Below are 19,331 nucleotides of genomic sequence, written 5' to 3'. Positions count from 1 at the left end.
AGCGCTTCCCAGGTGCGGGCCGGTCTAAGCTCGACGACCATGACCAAGAGCAACATCGACGAGTCCGTACGCACGGAACTGAAGCGGCTGCGCGACAGCATCGACAACATCGACGCCGCTGTCATCCACATGCTCGCCGAGCGCTTCAAGTGCACCCAGCAGGTCGGTCATCTCAAAGCCGAGCACAAGCTCCCGCCCGCCGACCCGGACCGCGAAGCCCGTCAGATCGCCCGCCTGCGACAGCTCGCGGAGAACGCCAGACTCGACCCCGCCTTCGCGGAGAAACTGCTGAACTTCGTCGTCGCCGAAGTCATCCGCCACCACGAACGCATCGCGGACGAGTCGGAACACGCGGCCACCGGGAGCGCCCCGGCCCCCGGATGCGGAGCGGCTCCCGGGTGCGGAGCGGCCGACAGCACCGGGATGTGACCCGGCCCCGCCCGGCCCGGCCGCCCACCGGGCCGGGCCCCGCGGGCCCCGCGGGCCGCGCATCCGGGCCCGGACCGCTCCCACGGCTCTCCCGCGGCCCCTCCCGTTTCTCTGCGGGAGAACCCGCCCGCACGGCCCCGACCCCGTACGGCAGCATGGATCCATGTCCGTACTGACGCGCGACGAAGCGCAGACCCGAGCCCAGAACCTCGACGTACACCGGTACACGATCGATCTCGATCTCACCGCAGGCGAGGAGACCTTCGACTCCCGCACCGTCATCCACTTCACCGCCCGCACGGCCGGAGACACCTTCGTAGAGGTCAAGCCCGCCGCCCTGCGCTCGCTCAGCCTCGACGGACAACCCCTCGACCCCAGCCTCCTCACCGAGAACCGCTACCCCCTCACCGCCCTCACCGCGGGCCCCCACGAACTCCACGTCGACGCCGCCATGAACTACTCCCGCACCGGCGAAGGCATGCACCGCTTCACGGACCCCACCGACGGCGAGACATACGCCTACACCCAGCTCTTCATGGAGGACGTCCAGCGCGTCTTCGCCGCGTTCGACCAGCCCGACCTCAAGTCCGTCTTCCAGATCAACGTCACCGCCCCCGCCACCTGGACCGTTCTCGGGAACGGCATCGCCGAGCGCACGGGCCAGGGCCGCTGGACCATCGCCGCCACCCCTCTCATCTCCACCTATCTCGTCGCCGTCGCGGCGGGCCCCTGGCACTCCATCACCACCGAACACGCCGGGCTGCCCTTCGGCATCCACTGCCGCCGCTCCCTCGCCGAACACCTGGACACCGACGCCGACGAGATCCTCGGCATCACCCGCGCCTGCTACGACCGGTACCACGAGAAGTTCGACGAGCCCTACCCCTTCGACTCCTACGACCAGGCCTTCGTCCCCGAATTCAACGCGGGCGCCATGGAGAACCCCGGCCTCGTCACCTTCCGCGACGAATTCATCTACCGCTCGGCCGTCACCGACACCGAACGCCAGACCCGCGCCATGATCATCGCCCACGAGATGGCCCACATGTGGTTCGGTGACCTCGTCACGCTCTCCTGGTGGGACGACATCTGGCTCAACGAGTCCTTCGCCGAGTACATGGGCTACCAGACCCTCACCGAAGCCACCCGCTTCACCGACACCTGGGTCGACTTCGGCGTCGCGCGCAAGGGCTGGGGATACGACGCCGACCAGCGTCCCTCCACCCACCCCGTCGCCCCCGACCCCGACGCCGTCCCCGACACCGCCTCCGCACTCCTCAACTTCGACGGCATCAGCTACGCCAAGGGCGCCTCCGCACTCCGCCAGCTCGTCGCCTGGCTCGGCGAGAAGGACTTCCTCGCCGGCATCAACACCCACTTCGCCCGGCACAAGTTCGCCAACGCCACCCTCGCCGACTTCATCGACAACCTCGCCTCCGCCACCGACCGCGACGTTCACGGCTGGGCCGCGCAGTGGCTGCGCACCACCGGCACCGACACCCTCACCGCCGGCGTGACCGAGAACGGCAACACCTGGTCCCTCACCGTCGACCGCGACGGCAGCCGCCCCCACCGCATCACCGTCGGCACCTACGACCGCACCCTCGACACCCGTGGCGGCCCCGGCCACCTCATCCCGCGCGACCGCTTCGAACTCGACATCCCCACCGACCCCGCCGCCGCCACCACCTTCCCCGGCAGCCGCCCCGACCTGGTCGTCCTCAACGACGGCGACCTCACCTACGCCAAGGTCCGCCTCGACAGCACCTCCTGGGACGCGGCCCTCGCCGGCCTCTCCGGCATCCCCGACGCCCTCACCCGCGCCGTCATCTGGAACACCGCCCGCGACATGGTCCGCGACGGCGAGCTCGACCCCACCACCTACCTCAGCACCGCCCGCACCCACCTCCCGTACGAAACCGACCTCGCCCTCGTCCAGGGCGTCCTCGGCTTCGCCGCCACCCACATCGCCTCCCGCTACCTCACCCCCGCCGACCGGCCGGCCGCCCTCGCCACCCTCACCAGCCTCTGCCGCGACCTCATCCGCCGCACCGAGGACGGCACCGACCCCGGCCTCCGCCTCATCGCCGTACGCCACTTCATCGACGCCGCCGGCCAGCCCGACACCATCCAGGACTGGCTGACCAACGGCACCGTCCACGGCGGCCCCGAACTCGACCCCGAACTCCGCTGGCGCATCCTCACCCGCCTCGCCGTCCTCGGCGCCACCGACGAAGCCATCATCGCCGCCGAACTCGCCCAGGACCCCAGCGCCACCGGCCGGGAAGGTGCCGCCCGGTGCCGCGCCGCCCTGCCCACCCCCGGGACCAAGGCCGCCGCCTGGCAGGCCCTGTTCACCGACGACTCCCTGTCCAACTACCTCTTCACCGCCACCGCCCAGGGCTTCTGGCAGCCCGAACAGGCCGACCTCCTGCAGGAATACGTCGCCCGCTACTACCCCGACGCGACCGAGCTCGCCGCCCGCCGCGGACCCGCCATCGCGGAAGCCGCCGGACGCTACGCCTTCCCCGTGTACGCCGTCGACACCCACAACCTCGACCTCGGCACCCACGCCCTGGAGGACCAGGCCCTCACCCCCGCCCTCCGCCGCAAACTGACCGACCAGATCGACGACCTGCGCCGCGCCCTGGCCGTACGCAACGCCCACTGACCGCATCCGGCGACCACGAGCCACCGGCTCGGCCCGCCGGAACCCGCGTCACCCGTGCCCGGGATCCCTCAGCACCGAGGGGCCCCGGGCACACCCATGCCCGGGGCACCGACCACCGGCACACACGCCACCCACGCGCACACTCATCCCAAAACCGCACACCCATACCACCTGAACCACCGGCAACGGGGTCACACCCATGGCCAGTACCCCTTTCGAGTTCAGATCGTTGGGCTCTTCGGCCGCGCCACCACAAATCGCGTACAAGCTGGCATATCCACCCCCCGCGTACCCGAAGGACCACCCGCCCATGCCCACCCCACCGCTCGCCGGAGGCACCGCAGGCCCCGCCGCCCTGCGCCCCCTCCTCGACACCGTCCTCACCGCCCTCCACGACGGCGCCACCCGCAGAAACGGTCCCCTCCCCGCAGGCGGACCCGACACCGTCACCCCCCGGACCCGCACCGCCGCCCACCCCCTCATCCCCGACCACGGCACCGGCCCCCACCACGCACTGCGCACCCTCATCACCGCCCTCACCGAAGGCGCCGCAGACCCCGCACACCCCCACTGCGCCGCCCACCTCCACACCCCGCCCCTCGCGCTCGCCGCAGCGGCCGACCTCGCCGCCAGCGCCCTCAACCCCTCCATGGACTCCTGGGACCAGGCCCCCGCCGCCTCCGCCCTCGAAGCCGACCTCACCACCGCACTCGCCAACGAGGTCTACCCCCACACCGGCTCACCCGATGCCGTCATCACCACCGGCGGCACCGAGGCCAACCAACTCGCCCTCCTCCTCGCCCGCGAACGCCATGGCCCCGTCCAGACCATCTGCGCCGCCAACGCCCACCACAGCATCACCCGCGCCACCTGGCTCCTCGGTCTCCCCGAACCCGTCGTCCTCCCCGCCCCCACCGGTGTCATGGACCTCGCCGCCCTCGACACCGCCCTCACCCACCTCCACCGCCCCCTCCTCGTCGTCGCCACCGCGGGCACCACCGACACCGGAGAGATCGACCCCCTCGACGACATCGCCGACCTCTGCGCCACCCATGGCGCCGAACTCCACATCGACGCCGCGTACGGCGGCCCGCTGCTCTTCAGCCCCACCCACCGAAACCGCGTCCACGGCCTCGACCGCGCCCAGAGCGTCACCCTCGACCTGCACAAACTCGGCTGGCAACCCGCCTCCGCAGGCATCCTCGCCGTCCCCGACCACCACCACCTCGCCCCCCTCCACCACCACGCCCCCTACCTCAACGCCGACGACGACACCGAAGCCGGCCTCCCCGACCTCCTCGGCCGCTCCCTCCGCACCACCCGACGCCCCGACGCCCTCAAGATCGCCGTCACCCTCCAAGCCCTCGGCCGCGCCGGACTCGCCGACCTCATCGACCGCACCCTCGGCGCAGCCCGCCAACTCGCCGACCTCATCACCAAAACCCCCACCCTCGACCTCTACGACCACCCCACCATCAGCACCGTCCTCTTCCGCCCCACCGACGCCGACGACCTCACCGTCGCCACCGTCCGCCGCACCCTCCTCAACCGCGGCCACGCCGTCCTCGGCCGCGCCCATACCGGCGGCCGACTCTGGCTCAAGGCCACCCTCCTCAACCCCCACACCACCCCCGAGGACCTCCACGCACTCCTCGACCTCGTCAACAACGTCACCACCGACCTCACCCACCCCCACAACCCCACCTCCCACACGGTGACCGACCCCACGACTCCCCGCACAGAAGGCGACACCCCCCGATGACCGACCGGCCCGCCCTCGACCCCGACCAGCCGCACGACCTCGTCGGCGTCGGCATCGGCCCCTTCAACCTCTCCCTCGCCGCCCTCGCCCACGGCGTCCCCACCGCACCCGGCAACCCCCGCCCCCTGGCCGCGACCTTCTACGAACAACGCCGCGCCTTCCACTGGCACCCCGGGCTCCTCCTCGACGGCGCCAGCCTCCAAGTCCCCTTCCTGGCCGACCTCGTCACCCTCGCCGACCCCGCGAGCCCCTGGACCTTCCTCAACTACCTGCGCACCCGCGACCGGCTCTTCCCCTTCTACTTCGCCGAGCGCTTCCACATCCAACGCGCCGAATACGACGCCTACTGCCGCTGGGTCAGCGAACAACTCCCCGGACTCCACTTCAGCCACCAGGTCGACGCCGTCCGCTGGAACCCCGACCGCGCCCTCTTCGAGGTCGACTTCACCCAACTCGACACCGAGGGCGAAGCCGAAGCGCTCGGCCGTGCCTACACCCGCCACATCGCCCTCGGCATCGGCACCGAACCCTTCGTCCCCGAACCGCTCAAACCCCTCGCCGAAGCCGAATCCGTCCCCGTCATCCACTCCGCCGAGTACCTCCAGCACCGCGAGCGACTGCTGAAGGCCGAACACATCACCGTCATCGGCTCAGGACAGTCGGGCGCCGAAATCTTCCTCGACCTCCTCCGCGCCCGCCCCACCGGAGCCGAGAAGATCCACTGGCTCGCCCGCACCGAGGCCTTCGCCCCCATGGAGTACTCCAAACTCGGCCTCGAACACTTCACCCCCGACTACAGCCGCTACTTCCACGCACTCCCCGAATCGGCCCGCGACGAACTCGTCCCCCGCCAATGGCAGCTCCACAAAGGCATCGACGCCGACACCATCGCCGCCATCCACGACGAGCTCTACCGGCGCACCCTCCACGGCGGCTGGCCCGACGCCACCCTCACCCCCGGAGTCTCCGTGCGCACCGCGGGCCGCGTTGCCACCGCCCGCGTCGAACTCCACCTCGAACACACCCAGCAGGCCACCCGCACCCGCCTCACGACCGACGCCGTCATCCTCGCCACCGGCTACCGCGAACGCCCCCTCGACGGTCTCCTCGACAGCCTCGGCCCCTACCTGCGCCGCGACGCCTCCCACCGCCCCCGCATCGACGACCAGTACCGGCTGGTCCTCGACCCCGCGGTGACCGGACACGTTTACGTACAGAACGCCGAACGCCACACCCACGGCGTCGGCGCCCCCGACCTCGGACTCGCCGCCTGGCGCAGCGCCACCATCCTCAACAATCTCACCGGCACCGACCCCTACCCCCTCCCACAGCGCACCGCCTTCACCACCTTCGGCCTCACCCCCCAGCACGACCCCCGGATCCCCGCCCAGGGCCACGCACTCCTCCCGCTCGCCCACGGCAACTGACCACCGGCACGCACAAAGGCGGCCGCCCCCGGCACAGACCGGGGGCGGCCGCCCCACACCCGAACCCGAACCCGGCCCCGGAAACCGGAACCGGAACCCGGAACCGGAACGGGACCTAGAACACCGGCACACCGTCCCGCGTCAGCCGCCACCCCACCGAGGCGAACGAAGCCGGATCCACCGACCCCTTCGCCTGAACCCAGCCGATGATCGTGTTCCGGATCTCGTCCGAATTCGCCCACAGCTGCTTCGCACCCGGCACATGCGGGAAGTTGCCCCCACCACTCGCCCGGTAATTGTTCACCGCGAACACGAACTGCGCGGCCGGATCGATCGGCTTCCCCTCAAAGGAAAGACCCACAATCCGCGAACCCACCGGCTTGGCGATATCGACCTCATACGTCACACCCGACACCGCGTCATAGTTGTAGTCCGGCGTGTTGTCGGCATTCGTCAGCTTCGACGTGTCCACCGGGGCGCCGGACGCCGTCCGCACGTAGTACTTCGCCGAATACTCCAGATAGTCCTTCAGCTGCGCGCCCGTCAGCAACCGTGCCTCAAGCGTGTTCTCGAACGGATACAGCCCCGCCGCGTCCCGGATCGTCACCTCACCCGCGGGAATCGCCGCCGTCCGCGAGAAGCACGACGCCTGCGACAGCACCGGCAACGCCGCGTACTCGCCACCGGCCAGTGCCGCCCGCACCGTATCCGCCTGCACCACATTGATCAGATCGATGATCGGCTCGTCCTTCCACGCCGCCTCCGCCGTGGACATCGCGACCACCGATGTACCGATGACCTGATTCACATAGGCCACCACCTTCCGGTGCTCGTCCCGCAACAGCGACGTCACCTTCCGGTCCTCCGCCACCGTGTTGGAGTTCAGCACCTGCGCCCCGGCCTTCTCGACCGTCCAGCGCCCCTTCTCCCACACCAGATCAAAGTCGAACAGCGTCAGCCGCTGCCCCCACTTCGCCGGCTCCGAGAGAACAACCTGCTTGCCCGTCTCCTTGTTCGTCACGAAGTGCTCAGGAATCTCCAGATGGGCATGGCCCACCAGAATCGCGTCGATCCCCGGCACCTGCTCCGCCACCAGACCCGCCGCGTTCTCCACATGCGGCAGCTGATCCCCGTACGAGGACGTGCCCGACGAACCCGAATGCGCCGAAACGATCACCACATCCGCACCCATCGACCGAAGCCTCGGCACCCACTTCGCCGCCTGCTCCTCAAGACCCGGGAACACCATCTTCCCGCCCACATTCGCCTTGTCCCAGATCGCGATACCAGGATTCGTCAACCCCAGCACCGCCACCCGTACATCACGGCCGTGCGGAGTACACAGCCGCTTCATCACATAAGGAGCGAATGCCGGACGCAGCGTCCTCGCATCCAGCGCGTTCGCACCGAGCAGCGGGAAATCACACTGCTCCTCGAACTTCCGCAGCACCGGAATACCGTAATTGAACTCGTGATTCCCCAGTGCCGCCGCGTCGTACCCGATCGCGTTCATCGCCTGCGCCATCGGATGCACCGGACCACGCCGCGCCGTGATCGGATCGATCTTCGCGTAGTAGTACGACAACTGGGTGCCCTGGATCGTGTCACCTGCGTCGATCAGCAGGGTGTTCCGGCGGCCCTTCTCCTTCCGGACCTGATCCACCAGCGTCGAGATCTTCGCCAGACCCACATCGTTGTGCGCCGCGTCGTCGAACTCCTTGTCCGTGAAGTAGTCCCAGTTGAAGACATTGCCATGCAGATCCGTCGTGCCCATCACCGTGAACGAGTACCGCTTCGCCGGACGGCCATGACCATGCCCGTGCCCGGGGTGACCCTTCGCCTCCGCGGCCCCGGCAGTCCCCGCGACAGCCCCGCCCGCCATCGCCACTCCCGCACCGGCAGCAGCCGAACGGCCCAGAAACGTCCTACGGTTCAACGGCATTCTTACTCCTCGTTCAGTCGGGCAACGCGCGTAGATTCTGGCCCAGCGACCACACCCCGCAACACCCCGCGCAGGTTTCGATCTGATGACCACCAGCCCCCGCACCCCCGTGCCACAGTGAACACATGACCGACCACACGGCCCCCCGCCCCTACGGCACCCCCGAGACCCCCCACCTCACCGTCCGCGGCGAGGCCCACCTCGAAGCCGACCCCGAGATCGCCCGCATCACCGTCACCGTCACCGCCCGCGGCACCGACCGGCGCACCGCCCTCGATGACCTCTCCCGCCGCAACACCCAGGCCATCGACCTCATCAAGGGCTACGGCGACGCCGTCGAGAAACTGGAGACGGGCACCCTTTCCGTCAGTCCCGAACTCACCCGCCACGGCCGCGGCGAACGCGTCCGCGCCTACCATGGGCACGTACAACTCACCGCCACACTCACCGACTTCACGGCCCTCGGTGAACTCACCGCCCGCCTCGCCGGCCATGAACTCACCCGCGTCGACGGCCCCTGGTGGGAGCTGCGCCCCCACTCACCCGTCCACGCCGCCGCCCGCCGCCAGGCCGTCCACGAAGCCCTTCAACGCGCCCGCGAATACGCCGAAGCCCTCAACACCCGGCTCGGCGCCCTTCTCGAACTCGCCGACACCGGCACCGCGGCCGGCCGGCGCCCCGCCCGCGCGGGCTTCGCCCACCGCGCCGTCCCCTTCAGCGCCGCCGCATCCACCGAGACGGCCGACGCCGCCGCCCCCATCGACCTCGAACCCGTACGCCAGAGCGTCGACGCACAGGTCGAAGCCTCCTTCACCCTCGACCCGCCCCCGCTCCACTGAAACGCTCATCGGAGCACCCCCGTGCACAATTCAACACTTGTCAATAACCCTTCATCCAAAGGTTGTTGAGGTGTCATACGGAGCCAATTGCCTACCCGTAGGTAAGGTCTAGGCTCGAACCATGCGCCGAGCAAAAATCGTTTGTACCCTGGGCCCCGCAACCGACTCGTACGACCAGATCAAGGCACTCGTCGAAGCGGGAATGGACATCGCCCGCTTCAACCTCAGCCACGGCAACTACGCCGAACACGAAGAGCGCTACCACCGTGTACGCAAAGCATCCGAGGAGACCGGCCGCAGCGTAGGCATCCTCGCCGACCTTCAAGGCCCGAAGATCCGCCTCGGACGCTTCCGCGAAGGACCCGTACTCCTTGAACGCGGTGACACCTTCACCATCACCGTCGAACCCCACGAAGGCGACCGCAACACCTGCGGCACCACCTACGACGGCCTCGCGGCCGATGTCACCACCGGCGAACGCATCCTCGTCGACGACGGCCGCGTCACCCTCGAAGTCACCGAGGTCGACGGCCCCCGGGTCCGCACCACCGTCATCGAGGGCGGCATGGTCTCCGACCACAAGGGGCTCAACCTCCCCGGCGTCGCCGTCTCCGTCCCCGCTCTCTCCGAAAAGGACATCGACGACCTCCGCTGGGCCCTGCGCATCGGCGCCGACATCGTCGCCCTCTCCTTCGTGCGCAGCGGACGCGACATCGACGACGTCCACCGCATCATGGAGGAGGAGGGCCGCCGGCTCCCCGTCATCGCCAAGGTCGAGAAGCCCCAGGCCGTCGACAGCATCGACGGCATCGTCGCCGCCTTCGACGGCATCATGGTCGCCCGCGGCGACCTCGGCGTCGAAATGCCCCTGGAACAGGTGCCGATCGTCCAGAAGCGCGCCATCAAGCTCGCCCGGCGCAACGCCAAGCCGGTCATCGTCGCCACCCAGATGCTCGACTCGATGATCGACAACTCCCGCCCCACCCGCGCCGAGGCCTCCGACGTCGCCAACGCGATCATCGACGGCACGGACGCGGTGATGCTCTCCGGCGAGACCAGCGTCGGCAAGTTCCCCGTCGAGACCGTCCGCACGATGTCGCGCATCGTCGAGGCGGCCGAGGAGGACATCCTCGCCAAGGGCCTCCCGCCCCTCACCGAACGCAACAAGCCCCGCACCCAGGGCGGCGCGGTCGCCCGCGCGGCAGCCGAGATGGGCGACTTCCTCGGCGCGAAGTTCCTGGTGGCCTTCACTCAGAGCGGCGACACGGTCAAGCGCCTCTCCCGCTACCGCTCGCCCATCCCGCTCCTCGCCTTCACCCCCGACGAGGCCACCCGCGCACAGCTGAACCTCACCTGGGGCGTCGAGACCTTCCTCGGCCCGCACGTGGACTCCACGGACGCGATGGTGGCCCAGGTCGACGAGGAACTTCTGCGGATCGGCCGCTGCCGGAAGGGCGACGTGGTCGTCATCACGGCCGGCTCCCCGCCCGGAGTCGCGGGATCCACGAATCTGGTCCGCGTGCACCACATCGGCGAGGACGACAGCCCGAAGTAGGGCAGCTCAGTATTTCGGCCCGACGTGAGCATCCATGAGCGCTACGGATGCCCGTCGGGCGACGGAAATGTTGTACGCCTTCCCGCCGCGCGTGCAGTGCTTCCACTCGACGCCGAGCTTGTCGAGAGTGTCGGTGTAGAGCCGCCGGATGTCGTCGGAGACGTTGGTGAAGTAGTAGCGGGGATACTCGTAGCGCTTGAGTACGCCATCGACCACTCGGGTCGTCCAGTTCATGTTCCGGCATCCGTCGGAATGGATGAGGCCGCGGATGAAGTCCCAGGGATGTTCATCGACGATGTCCTGCTGCCAGGACTCAAGGGCGATCAGGCGCTCGTGCTTCTTGCCCGGACCGTGCTGCGGGAAAATGCATGTCCAGTGCTTCGTATAGGACTTGACCTCGACGCAACCGGTTTTCTGCCGCCGTCCGGTACGCGGCATGGGCATCACTCTGCGCATGGCTGACTCCGCCTCGTCGATCAGGCCGGGCCAGGTGTCGCCGCAATAGATCGACAGGTGGTGCTGCCTCGGCTTGGAGATGATGTGGCCGTCGCCGAGGTAGAGGCCGAGTAGATAGGCGTACGCGACACGATCAAAATCTCGGCCAGTGCAAGTCAGGCAGTCGGTCGGCCGCTCGTAACGCACGCTGCGGCGCTTGCGATCTTCGTGCAGCCACCAGCCGATGGTTCCGCGCGGCACGTTGAGCCGCTCGGCAACTGCTCGATTGGTCTTCCCGCTCCGTAGCAGGGCGAGGGCTTCGTCACGTATGGACGGATGGTGCTGTGGCATGAGGCAGAGCCTTGCGTGATCTTCGCCCGCCTGCGCACGGATCGAAGGTTCGTTCACCGGCAAGGGTGAAGATCCCTAATGATCCCTCGCGCCTTAGAATTGAAGGAGAAGTGCCCCGAGTCGGATTCGAACCGACGCTGTATGGGTTTTGAATCCATGGCCTCTACCGCTGGGCTACCGGGGCCCCCTTCGAAACGAAGGGTATCGAATACCCCCCGTGCCTCAAACATACCGTAACTAGGTAGGCTCTTGGGAGCTGTACCCCTGTCCTGACCAAGGAGCCCCGTGACCACCCCCGAGTCGCCCCAGCCCGTAGACGCCGCCGACGACGACAAGTCGCACGTCCCGCCGCTGACGACCCGTGTCGTCATCGCCGAGGACGAGGCTCTGATCCGTCTGGACCTCAAGGAGATGCTGGAGGAGGAGGGCTACTCCGTCGTCGGTGAGGCCGGGGACGGCCAGCAGGCCGTGGAGCTGGCCCGGGAGCACAAGCCGGACCTGGTCATCCTCGATGTGAAGATGCCCGTGCTCGACGGGATCTCGGCGGCGGAGAAGATCGCCGAGGAGTCCATCGCGCCGGTCCTGATGCTCACCGCGTTCTCGCAGCGCGACCTCGTGGAGCGGGCCCGGGACGCCGGGGCGATGGCGTATCTGGTGAAGCCGTTCAGCAAGAGCGACGTGGTGCCGGCCATCGAGATGGCGGTGTCGCGGTTCGCGGAGCTGAAGGCGCTGGAGGGCGAGGTCGCGGACCTGGCGCAGCGGCTGGAGACCCGGAAGCTGGTGGACCGGGCGAAGAGCATTCTGCAGACGGACTACGGGCTGTCCGAGCCCGCGGCCTTCCGGTGGATCCAGAAGACGTCGATGGACCGGCGGCTGTCGATGCAGCAGCTGGCGGAGGCGTTGATCGAGGACGCCGAGGAGAAGAAGAAGGCGGCCGAGTAGCGGTCGCCGTAAGGGTTTGCACGAAGGAGGCCCGCGCCCCGGATCGATCGGGGTGCGGGCCTCCTTCGTGTGTCCGGGAGTGCCGGCGGGTCAGTCCTCGCCGAGGTAGGCCTTGCGGACGGATTCGTCGTGCAGGAGGTCCGGGCCGGTGCCGGAGAGGACGATCTTGCCGACCTCCATGACGTGGCCCTGGTCCGCGAGGGAGAGGGCCGCCTGGGCGTTCTGTTCGACGAGGAGGATCGTGGTGCCCGCGGCCTTGAGTTCGACGATGGTCTCCATGATCTTCTGCATCATGATCGGGGAGAGGCCCATGGAGGGTTCGTCGAGCATGAGCAGTTTGGGCTGGGACATGAGGGCGCGTCCCATGGCGAGCATCTGCTGTTCGCCGCCGGAGAGCGTTCCCGCGGCCTGCTTCCGGCGTTCCCCGAGAATGGGGAAGAGGCTGTAGGCGCGCTGGATGTCCTTCTCGATGCCTGCTTTGTCGTTGCGGAGGTAGGCGCCGAGCAGGAGGTTCTCGGTGATCGTCAGCCGGGGGAAGATGTGGCGTCCCTCGGGGGAGTGGGCGATACCGAGCGAGACGATCTTGTGGGCGGGGATGTCGGTGAGGGGTTTGCCCTCGAAGAGGACGCTGCCGCCGAGTGGTTTGAGCAGTCCGGAGAGGGTGCGCAGGGTGGTGGTCTTGCCTGCGCCGTTGGTGCCGATGAGGGTGACGACCTGGCCGGCTTCGACGCTGAAGGAGATGCCCTTGACGGCTTCGATCTTGCCGTAGGCGACGCGGAGGTCCTTGACCTCTAGCAGTGCGGTCATCGGGTGTCCTCCTCCTCGGTGCGGGTGGTGTCGGTGGTGTCCGTTTTCGTCGCGGCCGTTTCTTTCACGGCCGTTTCTTTCGTGGCTGTTCCGTGTGCGGCCGCTTCGCTCTCGGCTGCTTCGACCTCGGCGACCTCCTCGGCGCCGGGGGCGCCTTCGAAGGGGGTGCCGAGGTAGGCGGCGACGACGCGTTCGTCGCTCTGGACGATGTCGGAGGTGCCTTCGACGAGTTTTTCGCCCTGGACGAGGACGGCGACGCGGTCGCAGAGATTGAAGATGAACCGCATGTCGTGCTCGATGACGAGGATGGCGATGCCCTGGTCCCGGATGGCGAAGATGAGTTCTTCGGTGACGCGGGTTTCCTGGGGGTTCATGCCTGCGGTGGGTTCGTCCAGGAGGAGGAGGCCGGGGTCGCTGGCGAGGGCGCGGGCGATTTCCAGCTTGCGCTGGTCCCCGTAGGGGAGATTGCGCGCGAGGTGGTCGGCCTTGTCCTGGAGTCCGATGAACTCCAGGAGTTCCATGGAGCGTTCGCGGCTGGCGTTCTCGGCCTTCTTGTAGCCGGGGAGGCGCAGGAGGGCGGACCAGAGGCCTTCTTTGGTCCTGGTGTGGCGTCCGACGAGGACGTTCTCCAGGACGGTCATGTTGGCGAAGAGCCGGATGTTCTGGAAGGTGCGGGCGATGCCTGCCTGGGTGACGAGGTGGGGCTTGGGAGGCAGGACGGTGCCTTGGTAACTGACCTTGCCCTCGGTGGGGACGTAGAGGCCGGTGAGGCAGTTGAAGAAGGTGGTCTTGCCGGCGCCGTTGGGGCCGATGAGGCCGACGATCTCGCCGGAGTTGACGGTGAGGTCGACGTTGCGTACGGCGGTGAGGCCGCCGAAGCGCATGGTGACGCCGCTGGCGTCGAGCACGGTGGTGCTGGTTTTGGTGGTGGCTGTTGTGGTCATGGTGGTCACGCCCCCGCCTTCGTGGTGCCGGCGGCCGTGTCGGTGAGTGGTGTGTCGGGTGGTACGTCGAGCTGGCCGGTCTCGTGGAATTCGAGCTGCTTCCTGCGGTCGGCGACGAGGCCCTCGGGGCGGAAGCGCATCAGGAGGATGAGCGCGAGGCCGAAGAGGAGGAGCTGGTAGTCCTGCATGAACTGCAGCTTGGCCGGGATGAGGTAGAGCAGTGCGGCGCCGACGAGGGGTCCGCTGAGGGTGCCCATGCCACCGAGGATGACGGCGGCGAGGAGGAAGGCGGAGTTGGGCGGGGCGGATCCGGCGAACTGGTACTGCTCGGGCGTCACGGTGTAGGAGACGTGTGCCTGGACGGTGCCGGCGAGTCCGGCGAGGGTGGCGCCGAGGGCGAAGGCGAGCAGTTTGAGCCGGAAGGCGTTGATGCCCATGGCGGTGGCTGCGGTTTCGTCCTCGCGGATGGCGACCCAGGCGCGGCCGATGCGGGATTCACCGGAGCGGCGGAAGACCATGACGACGACGGCGGTGAAGACGAGCATCAGCAGGTAGTAGTTGGCGGATCTGCCGAGGGTGAAGCCGCCGATGTCGTGGCTGATGCCGAAGTCGAACCCGAAGAGGTTGAGGTCGGGGATGCTCGGGATGCCTTGTGAGCCGTTGGTGAGGTCCGGGCCGCTGACGCCGTTGAGGGCGTTGACGGTGAGGCGGAAGATTTCACCGAAGCCGAGGGTGACGATGGCGAGGTAGTCGCCGCGCAGCCGCAGGGTGGGGGCGCCGATGACGACACCGAAGACGAGTGATGCGGCGGCGCCGGTGAGGACGGCGGCCCAGAAGGGGAACTGGACGCCGATGGGGGAGAGCGGCGATCCGGATACGAGGGCGGCGGCGTAGGCGCCGACGCCGAGGAAGGCGACGTATCCGAGGTCGAGGAGTCCGGCGAGGCCGACGACGACGTTGAGGCCGAGGGCGACGGTCGCGAAGATGAGGATGTTGGCGCCGATGAGGGCGTATTCCTCGTTCTGCTGGGTGAAGGGGAAGCAGAACGCTGCGACGAGTGCGGCCGCGAGGGTGACGTTGCGGTGTTTTGTGGTGAGTGCGGTGATGCGGGTGATGAGGCCGGCGCGGTTGAGCGCGGTGAAGCCGAAGCCGACGCTGATCAGGAAGCCGATGAAGAGTTCGGCGTACTCGGTGTCGATGCCGTACGTGAAGACGTAGAGGGCGACGCCGAAGGCTCCGGCGATGATCAGGATTTCGGCCCAGGAGGGGAGTTCCTTGGCGCGTTTGGTCTCACGGGTGCTGGGGCCGAGCCGGACGAGTCGCCAGAGGGCGTAGGTGACCAGGCCGACGATGATCGCGACTGCCCAGTTCCACTTGGGCAGTGACTCCTTCGTGTGCCGGTCGAGGGGGAGTCCCAGGGCGGCGAGCACGGTGAGGACGGAGGCTGCCATGGCGACGAAGCCGCCGGGTTCGAGGTTGGCCATGCCTCCGAGGTCTGTGGCGATGGCGATGGTGGTGAACCACGTGGTGGCGAAGGTACCGAAGGCGATCAGGAAGGTCGCGTTGTTGGTCTGGGCCGGGTTGAGCCAGCCCAGTCCGCGTATTCCGTAGCCGGCGACGGTGAAGAGCAGGGTGAGGGCTGCACCGATGAGGGTGAGGACCTGGAGTCCGCCGGGGTAGCCGGTGACGGTGAGGTCGCCGGGGAATTCGTCGGTCCAGGTCCAGGCGAGGAAGGTGGAGGCGACGGTGAGCGCTGCGCCGACTGTGGTCGCCGTGCGTGCTGCCGGTGTGGGTATGGCGAGGACGGGTGTCGTCTCGGTGGCGTTCGTGGTCATCCGTATCACGCCCGATCCGCGACGCGTTCGCCGAGTAGGCCCTGGGGTCGGACGAGGAGGACGATGATGAGCAGGGCGAAGGCCCATACGTCCTTCCAGGCGCCGCCGCCGAAGAGTTCCATGCCGGGGACCTCGCTCATGTAGCCGGTGGCGAGGGCTTCGGCGACGCCGAGCACGACGCCGCCGAGCATGGCGCCGTAGATGTTTCCGATGCCGCCGAGCACGGCCGCGGTGAAGGCCTTGAGGCCCATGATGAAGCCCATGCGGAAGCCGATCTGGCCGTTCTTGAGCCCGTAGGCGACGGCGGCGACGGCGGCGAACGCGGCACCGATGGCGAAGGCCATGACGATGATGCGGTCGGTGTTGATGCCCATGAGCTTGGCGGTGTCGGGGTCCTGCGAGGTCGCTTGCATGCCGCGGCCGGAGCGGGTCTTGGAGACGAAGAGGCCGAGCGCGAACATGCAGACGGGAGCCGCGATGAGGACGAAGACGTCGCCGCGCTGGATGTTGGCGCCGAAGACCTCGAACGCCTCACCCTTGAACTGGGGGAAGGAACGATCCTTCGTGGCGTCGGGGTACCACATCCAGACTGCCTGCTGGAGGGCGAGGGAGAGTCCGATGGCGGTGATCAGGGGGGCCAGGCGTGGCGCTGTGCGCAGTGGCCGGTAGGCGAATCGTTCGGCGGCCATACTGATGGCGACCGCAGCGATGATGCCGCCGATGATCATGAGGGGTATCGCAGCTATGAGGGAGAATCCGGACGGAAGCCCGAGGTAGACCGTGAGGGCACCGAAGCCTCCGATCATGAAGATCTCGCCGTGTGCGAAGTTGATGAGCTGGATGATTCCGTAGACCATCGTGTATCCGATCGCGATGAGACCGTACATCGCGCCGAGGATGAGTCCATTGGCCAGCTGTTGCGGCAGTTCGTTCACCGCAGGGCCTCCGTCGAGTGGTTCGGATATGGCACCGCGCGGGAGCGCTCGTAGCGCTCCCGCGCGGTCTGGTTGCTTTTCGGGGTGACCGGGAGGGGCCTGGCCGGTTAGTTGACTGCCTCGCTGAGCTTGGAGGCCCACTTGCCGCTGGTGACCTGGTAGGCGGTCATCATGGTGTTGGTGGTGTCGCCGTACTCGTCGAAGGAGACGGGGCCGGTGACGCCTTCGAACTTGACCTTGGCCATGGCGGCGAGGACCTTCTCGCGGGCGTCGTCGGGGAGCTTGCCGCCGTTGTCGGCGGCGACGATCTTGACGGCTTCGATGATGGACCAGGTGGCGTCGTAGGTGCCGCCGCCGTAGGCCTCGTAGGCGTCCTTGTAGCCGGCCGTCTTGTAGTCCGCGATGAACTTCTTGGCGGAGTCGAGTTCTTCGACGGGCTTGCCGACGGAGGTGGCGATGTCGCCCTCGGCCTTCTTGTTGAGCTCGATGAAGTCGGCGCTGTACATGCCGTCGCCACCCATGAGGGGGATCTTGACGCTGTCCTTGAGCTGCTGGCTCAGGGGTGCGCCGGCGGGGTACTCACCGCCGTAGTAGACGGCCTTGGCGCTGGTGCCCTTGACCTTGGTGACGACGGAGTTGAAGTCGCGGTCGTCGGGGTTGACGTGGTCGGTGCCGACGATCTTGCCGCCGAGCTCGGTGAACGTCGTCTTGAAGGAGGCGGCCAGACCGGCGCCGTAGGGCTTCTGGTCGTCGATGAGGTAGACGTCCTTGATCTTCGCGTTGTTGAAGAGGTACTTGGCCGCGAAGGCGCCCTGGATCTGGTCGGTGGTGGAGGTGCGGAAGTACGAGGCGTAGGGGCGCTTCTTGTCGCCGGTCTTCCAGTTGTTGCCCTGGGTCAGCTCGGTGCCGGTGTTGGCCGGAGAGACCTGGGTGAGCTTGGCGTCGTTGAGGGGCTTCTGCATCGACTGGGAGACGCCGGAGTTCAGCGGACCGACGACGCCGAGGAGTTCCTTGTTGCCGATGAACTTCTGGGCGTTCTGCTGGCCGACGGAGGGCTGGGCCTGGTCGTCGAGCGGCTGGAGCTCGAACTTGATGCCGGGGACCGTCTTGTCCTTGTTCGCCGTGTTGACGGCGAGGTCGGCGGAGTTCTTGATGCCGAGGCCGAGGGCGGAGAGGTCGCCGGTCAGGGGCGCGTCGACGCCGATGACGACGGTCTGGGTGTCGCCGCTTCCGCTGCTCTTCTTGTCGTCGTCGCGCGACCCGCAGGCGGTGAGCGTCAGTGCTCCGGTGGTGAGCACTGCAGTGAGTATGAGCGAAGAACGGTGTCGCACGAAAGGTCCTTTCCCTGGCGCGGCCTCCTCTGCTTGAGGTGCCGTCCTCGATCGCCGGGCGGTACTGAGTGGTGCGTACGTGCAGCAGGTGCGCCCGGCGGCGCGGTGACTGGCGGTGACTCTAGGCGTAGGTGTGGAGGTCCGGGATGGGTCGAGTCAGGATGTGACTCTCTTGTTATGCCCTTGAGGAAGGCTTGAGGTGGCTGTGCTGACATGTGCTGTTTTTTCACTGGACGGCGAAGTGACCGCATCCTGAGAACGCGCAGCTCTGCTAAGGGGCTTGAACCGATCTTGGTGCTGTCGCGTGGTGTGTGGTGGGGAGGGCGCGACGGGGCCGGCCGCTGCCGGGGAGGGCGGTGGGAGCGGCCTGTTTTCGCCTTGCCCGGTAGTTACGGAGAGTTACATCGCGGCGAGCTGTCCGCAGTGCGCCGCGGCCGGGTGGGTTGCTGAGTGGCTCATGGAACGGCCTTCGGGGTCAAGGGTGTTGACCGAGTGTGTTGGTCAACGGCCTTGAAAGGGTGGGGATATGGGTCTGCCCGGCCGGAATGCGAGGGTGCGTTCCGGTCGGGCAGTGGTGTGGTGCGGGGCGGGTCAGCCGGCGGTGGGTCGGGGGACCTCGCGGAGCAGGCAGGTGAGGCGGGCGGTGCAGACCCGCTTGTCCTGTTCGTCGGTGATGACGATCTCGTAGGTGGCGGTGCTGCGGCCGCGGTGTACGGGGGTGGCGACGCCGGTGACGAGGCCGCTGCGGACGCCGCGGTGGTGGGTGCAGTTCAGGTCGACGCCGACGGCGATCTTGGTGGCGCCGCCGTGCAGCATGGTGCCGACGGAGCCGAGGGTCTCGGCGAGTACGGCGGAGGCGCCGCCGTGCAGCAGGCCGTAGGGCTGGGTGTTGCCCTCGACGGGCATGGTGCCGACGACGCGGTCCGCGGAGGCCTCGGTGATGGATACGCCCATGCGCTCGCCGAGGTGTCCGGCGGAGAACAGTGCGGGGAGGTCGACGCCGAGTGCGGCGTACTCGTCGATGACTTCCTGGGGGAACTTCGGGGTGGTCTGCTCGCCCATGGTTCCGGCTCCGATCGTCTGCGCTGGTTCATTGCTGTGTGCGTTGTTCTTACCAGACGGCTGA

15 protein-coding genes and 1 tRNA gene are annotated in these 19,331 nt (G+C 68.0%); 7 read left to right on the top strand and 9 right to left on the bottom strand.

Annotated features, from left to right (window positions below):
• Positions 1 to 39: 39 nt before the first annotated feature.
• The 4 genes from ACIGJO_RS00975 to ACIGJO_RS00960 all read left to right on the top strand — a co-directional run bounded on the left by ACIGJO_RS00975 (position 40) and on the right by ACIGJO_RS00960 (position 6,289).
• The gene (locus tag ACIGJO_RS00975; protein ID WP_399950098.1) at positions 40 to 429 is read left to right on the top strand and encodes a chorismate mutase; all 390 of its coding nucleotides are present in this window, start codon (positions 40 to 42) and stop codon (positions 427 to 429) included.
• Positions 430 to 592: 163 nt separating this feature from the next.
• The gene (gene pepN / locus ACIGJO_RS00970; protein ID WP_399950096.1) at positions 593 to 3,100 is read left to right on the top strand and encodes an aminopeptidase N; all 2,508 of its coding nucleotides are present in this window, start codon (positions 593 to 595) and stop codon (positions 3,098 to 3,100) included.
• Positions 3,101 to 3,410: 310 nt separating this feature from the next.
• Positions 3,411 to 4,862 (top strand): pyridoxal phosphate-dependent decarboxylase family protein, encoded by a 1,452-nt coding sequence (locus ACIGJO_RS00965; protein WP_399950094.1) that lies wholly within the window; start codon positions 3,411 to 3,413, stop codon positions 4,860 to 4,862.
• Positions 4,859 to 6,289, top strand: coding sequence for a lysine N(6)-hydroxylase/L-ornithine N(5)-oxygenase family protein (locus ACIGJO_RS00960; protein ID WP_399950092.1), 1,431 nt, complete (start codon positions 4,859 to 4,861; stop codon positions 6,287 to 6,289). Before ACIGJO_RS00965 ends, ACIGJO_RS00960 begins: the two co-directional genes overlap by 4 nt.
• Before the next feature lie 115 nt (positions 6,290 to 6,404).
• Here the strand turns inward: ACIGJO_RS00960 and ACIGJO_RS00955 are convergent, their stop codons facing one another.
• Complete coding sequence (locus ACIGJO_RS00955) at positions 6,405 to 8,231, bottom strand: bifunctional metallophosphatase/5'-nucleotidase (RefSeq protein ID WP_399950089.1); 1,827 nt, start codon at positions 8,229 to 8,231, stop codon at positions 6,405 to 6,407.
• Positions 8,232 to 8,356: 125 nt separating this feature from the next.
• On the opposite strand from ACIGJO_RS00955, the gene ACIGJO_RS00950 reads away from it, so the two are divergent.
• Both ACIGJO_RS00950 and pyk read left to right on the top strand, forming a co-directional pair.
• Positions 8,357 to 9,070 carry an SIMPL domain-containing protein gene (locus ACIGJO_RS00950; RefSeq protein ID WP_399950086.1) on the top strand — a complete coding sequence of 238 codons (714 nt, stop codon included), beginning with the start codon at positions 8,357 to 8,359 and terminating at the stop codon, positions 9,068 to 9,070.
• 121 nt (positions 9,071 to 9,191) lie between these two features.
• The gene (gene pyk / locus ACIGJO_RS00945) at positions 9,192 to 10,625 is read left to right on the top strand and encodes a pyruvate kinase (RefSeq protein WP_399950083.1); all 1,434 of its coding nucleotides are present in this window, start codon (positions 9,192 to 9,194) and stop codon (positions 10,623 to 10,625) included.
• A gap of 6 nt (positions 10,626 to 10,631) precedes the next feature.
• Here the strand turns inward: pyk and ACIGJO_RS00940 are convergent, their stop codons facing one another.
• Positions 10,632 to 11,411, bottom strand: coding sequence for a helix-turn-helix domain-containing protein (locus ACIGJO_RS00940; RefSeq protein WP_399951653.1), 780 nt, complete (start codon positions 11,409 to 11,411; stop codon positions 10,632 to 10,634).
• A 111-nt stretch (positions 11,412 to 11,522) separates the two neighbouring features.
• Positions 11,523 to 11,595 (bottom strand) — tRNA-Leu (locus ACIGJO_RS00935).
• A 101-nt stretch (positions 11,596 to 11,696) separates the two neighbouring features.
• Between ACIGJO_RS00935 and ACIGJO_RS00930 the strand changes: the two genes are divergently transcribed.
• A complete protein-coding gene (locus ACIGJO_RS00930) occupies positions 11,697 to 12,353 on the top strand; it encodes an ANTAR domain-containing response regulator (RefSeq protein WP_266929766.1) in 657 nt (218 codons plus the stop codon).
• Positions 12,354 to 12,443: 90 nt separating this feature from the next.
• Here ACIGJO_RS00930 and ACIGJO_RS00925 read toward each other — a convergent pair whose 3' ends face one another.
• From ACIGJO_RS00925 to ACIGJO_RS00900, 6 genes are all read right to left on the bottom strand, one after another.
• Positions 12,444 to 13,160 carry an ABC transporter ATP-binding protein gene (locus ACIGJO_RS00925; protein ID WP_399950079.1) on the bottom strand — a complete coding sequence of 239 codons (717 nt, stop codon included), beginning with the start codon at positions 13,158 to 13,160 and terminating at the stop codon, positions 12,444 to 12,446.
• The gene (locus ACIGJO_RS00920; RefSeq protein WP_399951649.1) at positions 13,157 to 14,104 is read right to left on the bottom strand and encodes an ABC transporter ATP-binding protein; all 948 of its coding nucleotides are present in this window, start codon (positions 14,102 to 14,104) and stop codon (positions 13,157 to 13,159) included. Before ACIGJO_RS00920 ends, ACIGJO_RS00925 begins: the two co-directional genes overlap by 4 nt.
• Positions 14,105 to 14,109: 5 nt before the next feature.
• Positions 14,110 to 15,939 carry a branched-chain amino acid ABC transporter permease gene (locus ACIGJO_RS00915; RefSeq protein ID WP_399950076.1) on the bottom strand — a complete coding sequence of 610 codons (1,830 nt, stop codon included), beginning with the start codon at positions 15,937 to 15,939 and terminating at the stop codon, positions 14,110 to 14,112.
• 5 nt (positions 15,940 to 15,944) lie between these two features.
• Positions 15,945 to 16,874 carry a branched-chain amino acid ABC transporter permease gene (locus ACIGJO_RS00910; protein ID WP_399950073.1) on the bottom strand — a complete coding sequence of 310 codons (930 nt, stop codon included), beginning with the start codon at positions 16,872 to 16,874 and terminating at the stop codon, positions 15,945 to 15,947.
• A 107-nt stretch (positions 16,875 to 16,981) separates the two neighbouring features.
• A complete protein-coding gene (locus ACIGJO_RS00905; RefSeq protein ID WP_399950070.1) occupies positions 16,982 to 18,205 on the bottom strand; it encodes a branched-chain amino acid ABC transporter substrate-binding protein in 1,224 nt (407 codons plus the stop codon).
• A 591-nt stretch (positions 18,206 to 18,796) separates the two neighbouring features.
• Positions 18,797 to 19,267 (bottom strand): PaaI family thioesterase, encoded by a 471-nt coding sequence (locus tag ACIGJO_RS00900; protein ID WP_399950067.1) that lies wholly within the window; start codon positions 19,265 to 19,267, stop codon positions 18,797 to 18,799.
• Positions 19,268 to 19,331: the final 64 nt, after the last annotated feature.

The sequence above is a fragment of the Streptomyces sp. NPDC079020 genome (assembly GCF_044542225.1).
In the GTDB taxonomy this organism is placed as follows: domain Bacteria; phylum Actinomycetota; class Actinomycetes; order Streptomycetales; family Streptomycetaceae; genus Streptomyces.
Note: the sequence above shows the minus strand (reverse complement) of the source record. Positions and strands in the feature narration are given on the sequence as shown.

Bases quoted from the DNA above. Each gene is read 5' to 3' on its own strand.
- ACIGJO_RS00900 (WP_399950067.1), bottom strand. From the start codon at position 19,267: ATGGGCGAGCAGACCACCCCGAAGTTCCCCCAGGAAGTCATCGACGAG.
- ACIGJO_RS00965 (WP_399950094.1), top strand. From the start codon at position 3,411: ATGCCCACCCCACCGCTCGCCGGAGGCACCGCAGGCCCCGCCGCCCTG.
- pyk (WP_399950083.1), top strand. From the start codon at position 9,192: ATGCGCCGAGCAAAAATCGTTTGTACCCTGGGCCCCGCAACCGACTCG.
- ACIGJO_RS00925 (WP_399950079.1), bottom strand. From the start codon at position 13,160: ATGACCGCACTGCTAGAGGTCAAGGACCTCCGCGTCGCCTACGGCAAG.
- ACIGJO_RS00955 (WP_399950089.1), bottom strand. From the start codon at position 8,231: ATGCCGTTGAACCGTAGGACGTTTCTGGGCCGTTCGGCTGCTGCCGGT.
- ACIGJO_RS00940 (WP_399951653.1), bottom strand. From the start codon at position 11,411: ATGCCACAGCACCATCCGTCCATACGTGACGAAGCCCTCGCCCTGCTA.
- ACIGJO_RS00975 (WP_399950098.1), top strand. From the start codon at position 40: ATGACCAAGAGCAACATCGACGAGTCCGTACGCACGGAACTGAAGCGG.
- pepN (WP_399950096.1), top strand. From the start codon at position 593: ATGTCCGTACTGACGCGCGACGAAGCGCAGACCCGAGCCCAGAACCTC.
- ACIGJO_RS00920 (WP_399951649.1), bottom strand. From the start codon at position 14,104: ATGACCACAACAGCCACCACCAAAACCAGCACCACCGTGCTCGACGCC.
- ACIGJO_RS00960 (WP_399950092.1), top strand. From the start codon at position 4,859: ATGACCGACCGGCCCGCCCTCGACCCCGACCAGCCGCACGACCTCGTC.
- ACIGJO_RS00915 (WP_399950076.1), bottom strand. From the start codon at position 15,939: ATGACCACGAACGCCACCGAGACGACACCCGTCCTCGCCATACCCACA.
- ACIGJO_RS00950 (WP_399950086.1), top strand. From the start codon at position 8,357: ATGACCGACCACACGGCCCCCCGCCCCTACGGCACCCCCGAGACCCCC.